This window comes from Legionella sp. km535, from assembly GCF_003990085.1.
Taxonomy (GTDB): domain Bacteria; phylum Pseudomonadota; class Gammaproteobacteria; order Legionellales; family Legionellaceae; genus Legionella; species Legionella moravica.
In genome coordinates this window covers 1-14408 of sequence record NZ_RZGU01000003.1, presented here as the reverse complement: position 1 = coordinate 14408, position 14408 = coordinate 1, and the positions used below count along the sequence as shown (strand labels likewise).

The following is a 14408-nucleotide window of genomic DNA, read 5'->3' as shown; positions in this document are numbered from 1 at the left end:
CATAATGGCTGACAGAATTATTAGAGTCTTACATTTAACTATTCCGGCAATGATATCCAGTGCATTTGGGGTGATTGCTTTTCTGTTTTGTACCAGAGTATTAGGCCATTATGACAAGGATAATTATTATCTGTTAGCGGCTTTTATGCCAGTAAACTATATGTTATTTGCAATATACGAAGCAATTCGCGCCTCTGCACTTTTTCTCTCTTCACGACAAAGAGAGCATAAGCATGAACTTGCAATTAACATATTAAGTTTAACTTTTAGCGCATTATCTATTTTTATTATTTTCTTGATTGCTTTCTTCTGTGTAAGTGAGTGGATAGGTAATGTCATTGGAGTTTACCCTACAAAAAAACACGATTTTACAAATTTTTCATGTCTTATGATTATAAGTGGTACCGTAACAAGTCTCTTTTATGTATTTAGCTCCACTTTTTTTGCAATTAAAAAACCAATTATTGGAATGACGGTTTCTTTAATAGCCAGTGTACTGACTTGCCTGTGTACATTTCTTTTTTCAGAATTAAGTACTTTATCGTGGCATGGTTATATTTTCAGTACCATTATTTCTTATTTAATCGCGATATCATTGTCCTTAATTTTACTATCTTTTGAGGGGATATCAGTAATATCCTGTTTGCCAAATAACTTCGCCAAAATAATGCAAAGACAACGATCAATTATCAAAATTGGCTCGCCAGTTTTATTGACTTATCTTTTAATCTTTTCAAGTTTGTTTTTTATCAACGCGGCTTTAAGCTACTTTGATGAATCCATACTTACAGGTTTTAGTGTTGCTTATCGTATTCAGAATATAGCGATATTACCTGCTATTACTTTAGGAACGGCTATAGCAATTTTAGTTAATCAGGCACGCGTGGAGAATAATTTTAAAGAAGAATATTTAATTAAAGTTATAGGATTTGTTACATGCTTTTTGCTTTATTTTATCATTGCCATTGCGATTTATTATTACAGCTATTCTTTGCTAGCTTTGATTGTGTCAGAACAATCATCAATTAAAGCAGGCTTGTCTTACTTTAATTATGTTTCTTTAACATACATCGCTTTAGGGCCTAATTTGGCTTACCTAACTTATCTCGAGCAGAGTGGCGCAGGAATAAAAAGCCTAGTTATCAATCTTTATTATTTCGTGATAGCAGTAGGAGTAGGTTGTGTTGGTGCTGTGCACTACCATCAATATATCTATCTGTATAAGGTTATTGCGCTAATCAATATTATTTTTTTCATTTATTTATTATTCTCGCTCGGATTCAAAAGTCGACCTCGTTTTTTTAAAAAATATACAAATAGAAAGGATGTTCGCTATGTATAAGTCAATTAATTGTTTAAGTGATTATCTTCAATATTCAGCACAACATTACCCTAATAAGTTGGCGCTAATTTGCAGTAAAGAGCAATTTACTTTTGCTCAGTTAAATTCTATGGCAAATCAGTTCGCACAGTATTTAATAGGGCATGGTATTACACGGGGGCATCGTGTTGTTGTTTCAACGGGTAATATTTATCAATCAGTAGTAGCATTTTGGGGCACGCTAAAAATTGGCGCAATAATTTCTTTAGTAAGTGCTGATATTAGTAAGGACAAATTGGCCTACATTCTAAAAGATTCTGGAGCTCGAGTTTTAGTATGTACTGCTTTGCAGTATCGCTCTATACATAGCTTTATTAGCGCTAACCAATTTGATTTGGAGAGCACTCTACTAATAAGCAATTCAGATGAAGAAATATTACCCGGTGTTGGACTTTTTGATAACGCTCTAAAAACAATAGGTCCAGCCAATCTTTTTTCACCAGCGCTTGATATTGATTTAGCGTCTATTATTTATACCTCTGGTTCTACCGGTGAACCTAAAGGAGTAATGTTAACTCATCGTAATATGATAGCTGCAGCCGAATCGATTAACCAATATCTCGGCCATACCTATAATGATGTTATTGTATCTGCTTTACCTATTTCATTTGATTATGGTTTGTATCAGATGATTATGGCCTTTTCAGTAGGGGCTCAGTTAATTTTAGAAGAAAATTTTATCTGGCCCGCAGCGTTATTAAAAAAAATTGCTACATTCAAAGTAACTGTTTTGCCAGTAGTACCAAGTATGGTGCCGCTATTACAACAGCATGGAAGTCGTTTTTCTTATGACTTATCAAGTATACGCTGTGTTACCAACACAGGTGCAGCATTAAATCTCAAGCACATTGATATGCTCAAGCAGCAATTTACTTCCGCGCAAATTTTTTCCATGTATGGTTTAACAGAATGTAAACGATGTACATACTTACCTCCAGAAATGATTGACAAAAAACCTACAAGTGTAGGAATTGCAATTCCAAATACGGAGCTTTGGGTAGTCGATGAGGAAGGTAGAAAATTAGGGCCTAATCAACTTGGGCAATTAGTGATTCGTGGTGCAACGGTAATGAAAGGATATTGGAATAAACCAGAACAAACAGCATTAAAACTAAAAAATGGACCTTTGCCCAATGAAAAAGTTCTTTATACCGGTGATTACTGCTGGTTGGATGAAGAGGGGTATCTGTATTTTCATGGCCGCATGGATGAAGTATTGAAATGCAGAGGACTTAAGGTTAGCCCAAAAGAGGTTGAAGCCATTCTTATGCAACATCCTTTAATCGTTGAAGCAGCGATAATTGGGGTAGAGGACATAGAGAAAGGTACAGTTCTTCATGCTTTTGTTGCAGCCTCTGACAAAGTCACAGAAAAAGATTTGCTTCTTTACTGTAAAAATAATTTACCCTCTGAACAAAGACCACAACAGATCTATATTATGAAATTTCTTCCTAAATTAGTTAACGGGAAGATTAATAAGCTTGAACTTAAATCAAAATCGCAAACTAAAAATTGCCAGTATGTAGAGGCTTTATGAACATAAATCATTTAATGACAGGTATTAAAAATGCGAAAGCAATCCTTCTTACGATTGTTGGAAGCATGATAATTTTATTTGGTATTTTCCATTGGATATATAATAAACATAAACAAGTTGTTGATAGGCGGCCTTTTGTTAATATTACAAAAGTCATTGCCAAACAGGACGTTAAAACCCTTACTGCGATTGGCATTATAAAGGCGGCCCAGGGTATTGATGTAAGCTCACCAACTTCTAATGTGGTTCAGTCAATTAATTTTGTTTCTGGAAAAGACGTAGAGGCTGGTACAGTATTAATTACGTTGAAAAATGATGAATTAAAAGCCACCGTAAAAGAAGACAAGGTTAAGTATCAGCTGGCCAAACTTAATGCCGAACGTTCTCAGCAACTTGTGGGTAAAGGATATATCTCACGTCAAGATGCGGACTTAACTATATCGAATGTTAGGGAGGCAAAAGCAAGGCTTGAGCATGATGAAGCTTTATTAGAAAACACGGTTATTAAGGCTCCATTTGGGGGTACCCTGGGCATTAGCCAGGTCAATCTTGGGCAGTACATTTCTGCGGGTCAGGTGATAGTATCGCTACAAGATCACAGCAAAATGTATGTTGAGTTTTCTATTCCAGAAAAAAATAGTGATCTTATTAAAGTTAATACTGCAATTATTGCTAGTAGTACTCAATCCTCTCAGTACGAATGGCGAGGAAAAACAATTGCTTTAGGATCGCAGCTTGATGATAACACTCGAAGCTTACCAGTACGTGCTGAGTTGTTACCTCCTTATCAAAGTCTTAAGCCAGGTATGTTTGTCAATGTTACCATCGTATTGCCTGAAGCTGAAAACAAACCTGCAATTCCACAAAGTGCGATTGTATACAATCCTTATGGTAACTTCGTTTATTTATATGAAAAGGGTGGGGTAGAACAGCGATATATTACTCTCGGACAGGCTATTGGTAAAAATATCATTATTGAAAAAGGCCTTCATGTAGGTGATGAAGTGGTTTTTGAGGGCCAGCAAAAGCTATATAACGGCACGAAAGTTCAGGTGAGAGGGGTAGCATAATGTATTGGACAGACTTTTTTATCAAACGCCCGGTATTTTCTCTTTCATTAGCGGCTCTACTCATTTTTTCAGGTTTATTTGGCTACGCTCATTTACCGCTTCGCCTATTCCCCAAAATAGAAACGCCAATGATTAATATATCAGTCGATTATCCTGGAGCAAGTCCTAATACGATAGAAGGCTCAATCACCAAAACAATTGAAAATGCTATTGCTGGTGTTAATGGTGTTAACTATATAACTTCATCCAGTAGCCAGGGACATTCAGAGATTAATGTTATTATGAGTGTTGGCGCAAATGCTGATATGGCATTAACCAGTATTATTCAGAAAGTTGCCAGTGTTCGCGGACAATTGCCTTCCGTACTGGAAGATCCGGTAATTACTAAAATGGAGTCCGATAATAATCCTGTATTGCTCTTGGCGTTTACAAGTGAGAAGTTATCAAGAGAGCAAATTTCTGATTTTCTCAATCGCGCAGTGAAACCTCGTTTGGAAGCTGTGGAAGGTGTTGCAACTGCTCAAGTGTTAGGCGGTGAGTATGCAATGCGGCTCTGGCTTAACCCAGCTGCAATGGCGGCTTATCATGTGACTATGGCTGATGTGGCTAGTAGCCTCAGGCAGCAAAATGTTCAAAGTACAGTTGGTGGCCTTGATGGTAAAACACAGCAAAACATTACTTTAAATTCAGAAATTAACGATGCAGAAGCGTTTAATAACCTGGTGATTAAGCATACAAATAATGCGGCAATTCGCTTGAGTGATATTGGTGAGGCCAAGCTAGGTAAAGAGTCTAATAAAGTTAACGCGTTCTACAATGGAAAACCCGCAGTAATGGTTTTCATTAAGCCGCAAATAGGTGCGAATCCTTTAACGCTAGTTGATACTATTCAAAAAGATTTTCCTGCTATTCAGAAACAATTACCTGTTTCGGTAAAAATGAATACTGTAGTCAACGCGGCTACCTATATTCGTGCTTCGATCAAAGAAGTAATTAAAACAATGCTTGAAGCTATAGTTGTTGTCGTTTTGGTAATTTTCTTTTTCCTAGGCAGCTTGCGCACAGTCCTAGTGCCTTTGGTCACCATTCCGTTGTCATTAATCAGCGTTTGTTTCTTTCTAATGCTATTAGGTTATTCGCTCAATTTATTAACCTTGCTTGCCATGGTCATTGCTATCGGTCTTGTAGTCGATGATGCGATCATTGTAATGGAAAATATTCATCGCTATTTAGAAAAAGGCTATTCTTTATCAAAGGCTGCGCTAGTCGGAACTAGAGAAATCGCTTTTTCAATTATTGCAATGACTTTTACCTTGGCCGCTATTTTCGCACCAATCGCTTTTTCTAATGGAATAACAGGCCGGTTGTTTTCCGAATTTGCATGGACATTAGCCGGTTCAGTCATTATTTCGGGAGTTATCGCTTTAACCCTTTCTCCTTTGATGTGTACTAAAGTCATGGGTGAGTTAAATACAGGTTCACCACTAATGCAATGCATAAACAATACCTTCACTACGATTAAGGAAAAGTATTTATCCTATTTACAGATAACATTTAAACACAGACGCTTAATCATGCTCTTTTGGCTATTTTCTATTATCGGGTGTTTATATTTTTATCAAAGCATTCCTAAAGAGCTTGCTCCGAAAGAAGACCAAGGCATTTTACAAGTGATCTCTTCGGCTCCAGATTCAACTGGAACCCAATTTTTAGCTAATAATAGTGCTAAGTTAGATGCCGTATACAAACAAATGGGAGAAATTGAATCGGCAATTCATATTGATGGGATACCCAGCGAGCATCAAGTTTTGTCTTTTATCCGTCTGGTCCCATGGCATAAACGATCCTTGTCCAGCTTACAACTTCAACCTCTACTGCAATCAAAACTTGATCAAATAGCAGGACTACAATCAGTCTCTATCGTTCCTTCGGTATTACCTGGAACCCAGGGACTACCTGTCCAATTTGTGATTAAATCGATGGCTGACTATAAACAACTTTATGATGCATCTGAAACACTAATGCAAGAAGCTTGGAAAAGTGGATTGTTTTTATTTGTTGAGAATGATCTTAACTTTGATCAGCCTACATTAAATATGGTAATCAATCGTAATGCGGCGACGGCAATGGGGGTTACTATTGATGATATTAACCAGAGTCTGGCCATTGCCTTAAATGAAAATAAAATTCAATATTTTAATTTATCAGGACGAAACTATAAGGTTATCCCACAAATATATAAAAACACTCGTCTTAACCCCCACCAGTTAAACGATATTCACGTTTCTGCTCGAAACAATACACTTGTGCCATTATCAGCACTTGTTTCCATGCAAACAGTCACTGAACCTTCAAGTTTAAACCAATTTCAAAAGTTCAACTCAGTAACTATTTCGGGGGTAATGGCTCCTGGGCATTCTTTATCAGAGGGATTAAATTTTTTACAAGCGACGGCTACCAAGGTACTTCCAGGTAGTATGCATTATGACTATGCGGGAAATTCCAGGCAATTTATTCAGGAAGGTAACCGCATCCTCTGGTTGTTTTTAAGTGCTTTCATCGTCATTTTTATTGTTTTGGCCATGCAGTTTGAAAGTTTTAGAGACCCCTTGATTATTTTGTTTGGAAGCTTGCCAATGTCTTTAATGGCAGCAATGCTCCCCTTAAAATTTGGTTATGCGACGATCAATATTTATACTCAAATCGGCCTGCTAACTTTGGCTGGGCTTGTAACAAAGCATGGAATCCTATTAGCCCAATTCGCTAACGAAAAACAAGTTTTAGGATTAGGAAAATTTGAAGCAATAATGCAAGCAGCAGAAATTCGTTTCAGACCAATTTTGATGACCACCTTAGCAATAATTTTTGGTGTTTTATCCTTGGTTTTTGCCACTGGGGCAGGCAGTGTATCACGATTTGATATTGGTATCGTAATCATAGCCGGGATGTTTTTTGGCACTATTCTAACCTTATTTGTAGTACCTGTTTTATATCTTTATTTATCCAGTAACCATGTAAGCCGTTATACATCAAGCCAAGTTGTAGGAGAGCCTGTATGCTAAGTATTAAAGCCGCCAGTTATTTTGTTCCGTCAACACGTTTAAAGATAGCTGATTCATTAGAAAGATTTTCTCTAGAAAAGATACAAGCTAGAGTATTTTCAACTTTTTATGGACTGGATGAAGTACCCTGCGCTCACAAAATGACGGTTACAGAGTTAATCAAAAAACCAATTGAAGATTTATTAAACAAAACAAAAATACAAAAACAACATATTAAATATGTGATTCATGCACATACAGCAAAAGTTATTACTCGCTTTGGTCGTTCTGTTGTGCGGGAAGTTGTTGAGGCGCTTAATTTAAACCATTCTCTAGTATTTGGCACGTCATTGCATAATTGTGCCTCAACGTTAAATGCTTTTGACATTGCAGAGTCTTTATTAAATGAGCATGATGATGAAGAAGCTTATGCAATTATAGTAACCGGTGAACGAGCATTTACTCCAACTGTTCAAGTAATACCGAATACATCGATTACAGGTGATGCCGCAGCAGCTGTGTTAGTGAATTTAAAAGGCAAGCATGATCAGATGATTCATCTTGAGATGAAAACAGCGGGTCAATTTTATCGAGGTATATGGTTAACTCCCGAAGAAAGTCAGCTTTTCGAGAAAGAATATGTGCCTTTATTAGCTGGAACTATTTTAAAGGCAGTGGAAAATGCTGGTCTTAGCTTAAGTGATATTAAATTAATTCTTCCTCACAATGTAAATTTAATTTCATGGGAGAAGACCGCTAAAGCACTTAATTTTCCATATAGTAAAATTTTTCTATCCAATGTCAGGAAATATGCACATTGTTTCGGCTCCGATATTTTAATTAATTACGCTGACGCTAATGCTGCGGCCCTATTATCACCCGGAGATTATTATTTAATGGCTACTGTTGGTTTGGGTGCTACGTTTGCCGTCGCGGTATTCAAACATTAGGAGATGGTGTGCTATGAATGATTATATCAATTTTAACCAGAGTATTACAAAGCAGTTACTTGAGTCTGAATTAAAATTTCGAAACAGAATAGCGATTCAATATAAGTCTCAAACCTATACCTATCAATTACTGTTTGAAAAGGCTAAAGCTATAGCAAATTTATTAGTTGCTTCGTCTCAATCGCGATGTTTAATTTTAACAGAGAGAACCCCTGCCGCTTATGTAGGATTATTAGCTGTATTATTATCTGGTAAAGCTTATGTGTTCTTAAATAAAAAAGATTTAGTTCCTCAATTAGAGAAGGCGATCTCTTTAACTGATTCAAACCTGGTTATTACAGATGAGCTTAATTTATCAATATTAAATGATATCAATGAATCATTAAATTATATTTGTTTAAATGAGCTTGGAGATGTAGCCAATCCCTCTTTAACCACAATTTTTCAGAACTATAATCTTTCGGTCAAGCCAAATTACATTCCTCCATTGCAGGTATATAAATATGCCTATCTTATGTTTACATCGGGTAGTACTGGTGAGCCTAAAGGAGTTCCAATAACGCATGAAAATTTGCAAGCCTTTTTAATTAATATTTTACAACGGATAAAGCCAACCAAGCAGGATAGATTTGCTCATATTAATGAACTTACCTTTGATTTTTCAGTATATGAAATATTTAGTTGTTGGTTAGTGGGCGCATGCTTATGCGTGTTACCTGATAACCATATGATTCGAATCGATCACTATTTTAAAAAAAATCAAATTACCTATTGGTCATGTGTTCCGTCTTTGATTGGCCTTTTGAATCAAATGAAGAAATTAGATGAGAATAATTTTAACACTATTCGCTACAGCGTATTTTGCGGAGAAGCCTTAACTTATGAAACTGCAGCACTTTGGAAGAAAGCAGCCCCCCAAAGTGTTATTGATAACTTATATGGACCTACGGAGGCTACTGTTGCAATTACAGCCTATCTTTGGAATGAAGAATCGGATTTTGGTATTTTACCAATAGGATGGCCTTTTTCTAATCAGGAAGTTTATTTACTTAATAAAAACGGTCAAGAAGTGAAACAGGGTGAAATAGGTGAAATTTGTCTAGCCGGCACACAAATTTGTGATAAATATTGGAACAATGAAGTAGTGACTTCAAGCCGTTTTCTTAATTATCAGGGGCGGCGGATATACAAAACAGGTGATCTAGCTTATTGGGATGAGAAAAACGGTCTTTGTTACAAAGGACGAATTGACGATCAATTAAAAATCAATGGCTATCGTATTGAAAAGCTGGATATTGAAAACCGTATTAAGGCTATTTTAAAAACTCAGGCTGTGTCTGTCATTGCGTTTAATGACAAACAAACCGGAGCTGTGAAATCCTTAAATTGTTTTTTTGCTGATGCAAGTATTGAAGAAGCTGATGCCATAAAATTATGCCGGCAAATGTTACCTGATTCCATGATTCCTGCGCGAGTGATAAAGCTTGATCAATTTCCATATAATAAAAATGGCAAAATCGATTATCCCTATTTATATCGTCTCGCATCCTTAGAAACGTAAGCGAGTCAATAGTTAACGATGAAAGCAATTATTTATGGTCTATTGCCATAGCCTGGAGGTTACATGGATTCCCTGACGTTTTATAAAAAGCAATCGATAATAACTGAACCGGGTGAGTTCGCATTTCTATTTGATTGTATTCCTAAAGATATTGGATTAATAAAGTCTTTAGTGGACGGATTAATTTTGCATTTCTGGGATGGCAGTATTTATGACTATCAAATACCCTATAAGAAACTGTTAGATATCGAAACTCGATATGTTAGCAAAATGCTAAAAAAGATTTGGGATTTGGATAAATCCTCTTTAACGAACGCACGACATTTTGATAAAAGAATCGTTGGGAGTTGCAGGGATTATGCAACTTTATTTTGTTCAATACTACGGCATAAAGGTATTCCCGCACGTACTCGAGTGGCGTTTTCCACGTTTTATTTTAAAGAATATAACCATGATGAAATTGTACTTGAGTATTGGAATGAGGATAAAAAAAAATGGTGCATAGTCGATCCTCGAGTTAACGAATTTCATATCCGACGAAAAAATTTAACAGTTGATTTTGATTTACTTGATGTGCCCCAAGATAAATTAGTTGTTGCAGGATCTGCGTGGCAAATGGTGCGTGCCAACAAGGCATGTGCAGACAGCTTCTGTGGTGGTGATCACAACAAGAATAAAGGCTTATGGTATATACGTGATCGATTGATTCAGGATTTTGCCGCCTTAAATAGTGTTGAAATGCAGCTATGGGATGCCTGGGGTTTGATGCTTTCTGACAGGGAAATTGAGGCTAACCCAGAACAGTTAAGCTATTTTGATAATATCGCTCAGATGAACGTTGAGCCGGATATAAATTTTAATAATATTATTAATCAATATGTTAATGATCCTAATTTAAGAGTTCCGCAAAAGATTATAAGTTTCAGTCCAATTTATAAAAAAAAGGAAATTTATCTTGATTAAATAAAATCTAAAACTATTAAAACAGTTAGTTCAAAAACTAACTACGTTGGGCTCGATTTTCCTGATTTCTTTTGCTAGTTCTTGTTTGGTTTGATCAGAAATTTGTTGGCCAATTAATTTACCATTATCTTTGACATCAAAAATAACAATTTCACCTCTGGTGTTTAAAAAAGCGAAAATGGTTTCAAATGCGGCCTTAATTTGGGCAGTAGAATTTTTAAATTCTAAGCGAGCTGATTCTCACTGCTTGCGAGTTGTTTTACTTGTTCAATATTCATTAAATCAACTCCTCGAGGAAGCTCGGTATGTGATAATTTTCGTTTTCGCTACAAACCAGGGTTTCAATGTATTGGCTCCACTTGTTTAGAGCATCTTTTCGTTGGGGCAGCATTTCATTTTTGTTATAGGTTGCCATGATCTTAGGCATCTTATGCCCTAAACATTTCTCAATAACAATAGGATCAATATCCAGCGTTTCACCTAGTTGTGTTGCAAATGTGCGGCGCAGATCATGAGGAGTCCAATGTGGTATGCCTACACGCTCCTGTATTCGACTAACTGCTTTAGCAATTGTCTTTTCTGAAAGTGGTGCACCGGTACGAATATTGGAAATGATATACGGAGACACTTTTGTTTGCAGCAATTGTTTAAATAAGTGTTTGCACAGTGGGCTTAAGTGGATTCTCATGGTCAACGCATTTTTATTATGGTTGGCTGGTATAGTCCAAAGAGATTGTTCAAAATTAATTTCATCCCATTGAGCTAAAAGGATTTCTCCAGTCCTTATTCCTGTTAGAAGGATAATCTTTATAGCACAGAGAACAGGAAAAGAAATTTTATTGGAATTACTATCCAAAAATTGCCAAAGAATATTAATTTCAGGCGATGTTAAAAAGCGTTCCCGAGGTTTTTCCAGACCACCAATATCTCTTGATCGAATGCTTGCGGCTGGATTGCTAGATAGCTCCCCTCGACTAACACCATAATTAAACACTTGTTTTAAAGTACTTAGGACTTTATTGGCATGAATAGGGGAACCTCTTTTGACAATGGAGTCTAATGCCTGTGTAATATCACGAGGCTGTAATTTATCAAGTTCCTTTTTTCCCAGTAGAGGAATAATATCCGCATCAATCTGCTGTTTAATTTGTTGAGGTTGCTTACGGTGTTTGGCAATATAGTTGTTATACCAGTCAGAAATTAATGTGCTTACGTTATTATTTTTTTTGATCAATTTTTGCTGAATAATTTCTTCAGGATCTTGGCCTGCTTGTCTAATTTCCCATAAATCGTTAAATGCTTTTCGTGCTTCAGCTACCCCCATTACTGGAAAATTACCAATGGTGAGCCACTTTTCTTTACCAGAAAATTTATAACGATAGAACCAGGTTTTTGTCCCTTTAGGTGAAACCCGTAAGCAAAATCCATTTCCTTCTGTAATATGGTAACGGTTTTTTTCGGCACTTAAATTTGCAATTTTATTATGCGTAAACTTTTCCATGATAAAAATCCTTCTTGCTATCCTGTTCTTGGCTACACGCTTGGCTACACTTTTGTGTTTACTTGTATTAAATCGATTTATATCATTTGAAACATGTAAAGACAACAAATCCTTTATTTTATAAGGGTCGTGGGTTACAATTGATTTTATTTGAAGTTAAGTGAAATTGCCATTTACTAGCATGGGGTGCTAGTGGTCGAAGGTTCAAATCCTTCCGTCCCGACCATCAAATCCCCTTTAAAATCAGTAAGTTGTATCTTCTTAGTAAAACGCATTTAAAATCAAAAACTCTGCTAGGTGTACTTCTGGGTGTACTTTGATTCTTAGAAATTATTTAATCAAAATTACTCATCATTAAATATTGATAGTTAAATGACCTATAAATTCATAGTTGATAGACTTTTTAAACGATGAAATAATTTTTGTTCGCAAATAGCGAATTTTTATTGAAAGTGATAACCCACCTTGATATACTATTTTTGCGTTAAAAAAGGGAGCCAATCACCTGTTAATTGAATATGTTTACATATTCGCGGAGATAGAGTATCTCTACTTTTCGCTCGGCTCATGTTGTTTGAATTGCTATTGATATACCATGAAGCACAAGCGAGTGTCCGTCGTGCAGTGACATCACGACGGGTTAATAAGGGTTTATTGCCAGTCACTCCTGATGTTCCTCTTAAATAGGTGACCTTGTTCTCAATGATGAGACAAGTATTAAGAGGAGTTATATTCATGAAATTGGATTTTTTTAACGTTGACTGGCAATCGCTTAAGAAATGGAAATCTAAAAAAACGAAAAGCAGAGTAAGTTGGCGATTGATAAAACTACTGATAAAAATTAGTGTGTTAGCCTACAAAATACTGAAATTCATTTGTAATATGATTGATGTTTCTTAAGCGATCCCTTCTTTTGTGGAGATATTAATAATTAATCGGGCGCTAAAAATAATTCGCCAATTTCACGGGTTTACTCAAATAGAGTTGGCCAGGAAGTTAGATTTGTCAAAATCATATCTTAGTGAGATTGAAGCAGGAAAAAAAAATATTAGTTTCGAACTTCTGGAAAAGTATTCAATCATTTTTGATATTCCAGTTTCGTCGTTAGTCTTTTTTTCAGAACATTTAGATGAGACAAGTACAGTTCCTGAAAGGTTTAGAATTGTTGTAGCAGATAAGCTTATTAGGCTCATGGAATGGGTAATGACACGGAATGAATACACAAAAGCAAAAAATAATAACAAAAAATAAATATTATCCTGCGAAGGATTCATTATTCTATAAACTTTCAAGTAAGGGGCGTTTAGCAAAGTTAGTATCATCAACTGTGCAAGAGTTGAAGTCTTTAACTAAAAATGACCAATATCATTGTTTTACTCAATCGAAACGAGGGAAAACAAGACCCATTCAAGAACCACTTCCGAAATTAGATAAAATTCACTCTCGAATAGCCAGTCTGTTATGTAGAATTGAAACTGCTGATGGATTGCACTCAGGTCGTAAAGGTAGATCAAATATTTCAAATGCAAGTGCTCATATTGGTGTAGGTAAAAAAGTTATTACTTTAGATATAAAAAATTTCTTCCCATCAACTAAGCGCTCCAGCGTTTTTGATTTTTTTTATAATACGATGTGCTGTTCCCCGGATATTGCTGACTTATTGTCACACATATGCACTTATGATGATCATATACCAACGGGTAGTCGATTAAGTATGCCTCTGGCCTATTTTGCAAACAAAAGAATGTTTGATGAGATGGAGCAAACCGCTAATGAGTGTAATGCAAAAATGACAATTTATGTTGATGATTTAACTTTTTCTGGTGAAGAGCTATCAAAAAACTTCATAACAAGAATAGAGTTGATTGCAAAAAAATATGGTCATAAGATAAACTCCTCGAAAACTAGATTTTATGCGGAAGATGCCGTGAAGTTAGTAACTGGAGTAGCTGTAATTGATAATCAACTCAAACCAAGAAATAAACATTTAGAAGCGTTGTTTAAAAAAACAAATGATTGGCAAGTCAACAAGAGTATGCAATCTAGAAATTGTATTTTAGGTTATATGACGTATTTAGGGAGTATTGATTCTCGGTATAAAGATAGAGCTAGAACTTTTAGACAGAAAGCTATTTTTTAAATTAAGCCGTGGAAATTTATTGAAGCCGAACTCTGGTGCTGGCTTATCCTGTTGCAGGATAAGATAAAACTTATTTACCTGTTCGGTTTTTTACTACCGAAAAATAGAAAGATACATATATGTTTTAGACTCGTAACTCTATCTTGACGTGGTCAACCAAAATGTTACACCCCAGTTAAGCAACTTTCATTAATAAATCGCTCTGTTTTTCAAATTGATTTGGGCTTAAATATCCCAAATATGAATGTAATCTGTGGCTGTTAT

11 protein-coding genes and 1 pseudogene are annotated in these 14408 nt (G+C 35.8%); 9 read left to right on the top strand and 3 right to left on the bottom strand.

What is annotated here, in order from left to right:
* Positions 1-4 precede the first annotated feature (4 nt).
* The 7 genes from ELY21_RS02310 (at position 5) to ELY21_RS02280 (ending at position 10503) form a co-directional block, all read left to right on the top strand.
* Positions 5-1342: an MATE family efflux transporter gene (locus ELY21_RS02310; RefSeq protein WP_158618499.1), complete on the top strand. Its 1338-nt coding sequence runs from the start codon at positions 5-7 to the stop codon at positions 1340-1342.
* A complete protein-coding gene (locus tag ELY21_RS02305) occupies positions 1335-2918 on the top strand; it encodes a class I adenylate-forming enzyme family protein (RefSeq protein WP_127106523.1) in 1584 nt (527 codons plus the stop codon). The genes ELY21_RS02310 and ELY21_RS02305 overlap by 8 nt, the downstream gene beginning before the upstream one ends.
* A complete protein-coding gene (locus ELY21_RS02300; RefSeq protein WP_127106521.1) occupies positions 2915-3988 on the top strand; it encodes an efflux RND transporter periplasmic adaptor subunit in 1074 nt (357 codons plus the stop codon). The genes ELY21_RS02305 and ELY21_RS02300 overlap by 4 nt, the downstream gene beginning before the upstream one ends.
* Positions 3988-7050: an efflux RND transporter permease subunit gene (locus ELY21_RS02295; protein ID WP_127106519.1), complete on the top strand. Its 3063-nt coding sequence runs from the start codon at positions 3988-3990 to the stop codon at positions 7048-7050. The genes ELY21_RS02300 and ELY21_RS02295 overlap by 1 nt, the downstream gene beginning before the upstream one ends.
* Positions 7044-7979: a 3-oxoacyl-[acyl-carrier-protein] synthase III C-terminal domain-containing protein gene (locus tag ELY21_RS02290; protein WP_127106517.1), complete on the top strand. Its 936-nt coding sequence runs from the start codon at positions 7044-7046 to the stop codon at positions 7977-7979. The genes ELY21_RS02295 and ELY21_RS02290 overlap by 7 nt, the downstream gene beginning before the upstream one ends.
* 13 nt (positions 7980-7992) lie before the next feature.
* Positions 7993-9540 (top strand): AMP-binding protein, encoded by a 1548-nt coding sequence (locus ELY21_RS02285; protein WP_127106515.1) that lies wholly within the window; start codon positions 7993-7995, stop codon positions 9538-9540.
* Between the two features lie 63 nt (positions 9541-9603).
* Positions 9604-10503 carry a transglutaminase-like domain-containing protein gene (locus ELY21_RS02280; protein ID WP_127106513.1) on the top strand — a complete coding sequence of 300 codons (900 nt, stop codon included), beginning with the start codon at positions 9604-9606 and terminating at the stop codon, positions 10501-10503.
* Positions 10504-10533: 30 nt separating this feature from the next.
* Here ELY21_RS02280 and ELY21_RS15980 read toward each other — a convergent pair.
* From ELY21_RS15980 to ELY21_RS02265, 3 genes and pseudogenes are all read right to left on the bottom strand, one after another.
* Positions 10534-10731, bottom strand: a pseudogene (locus ELY21_RS15980) (helix-turn-helix domain-containing protein); the annotation flags it as partial.
* 49 nt (positions 10732-10780) lie between these two features.
* Complete coding sequence (locus tag ELY21_RS02270) at positions 10781-12004, bottom strand: site-specific integrase (protein ID WP_127106810.1); 1224 nt, start codon at positions 12002-12004, stop codon at positions 10781-10783.
* 473 nt (positions 12005-12477) lie between these two features.
* Entirely contained in the window at positions 12478-12741 is a 264-nt protein-coding gene (locus ELY21_RS02265; RefSeq protein ID WP_127106511.1) for a hypothetical protein, read from the bottom strand.
* A gap of 178 nt (positions 12742-12919) precedes the next feature.
* Between ELY21_RS02265 and ELY21_RS02260 the strand changes: the two genes are divergently transcribed.
* Together ELY21_RS02260 and ELY21_RS02255 are read left to right on the top strand one after the other, a co-directional pair.
* The gene (locus tag ELY21_RS02260) at positions 12920-13255 is read left to right on the top strand and encodes a helix-turn-helix domain-containing protein (protein ID WP_255411160.1); all 336 of its coding nucleotides are present in this window, start codon (positions 12920-12922) and stop codon (positions 13253-13255) included.
* Positions 13218-14144, top strand: a complete 927-nt coding sequence (locus ELY21_RS02255) for a reverse transcriptase family protein (protein WP_127106509.1) — start codon at positions 13218-13220, stop codon at positions 14142-14144. The genes ELY21_RS02260 and ELY21_RS02255 overlap by 38 nt, the downstream gene beginning before the upstream one ends.
* Positions 14145-14408: the final 264 nt, after the last annotated feature.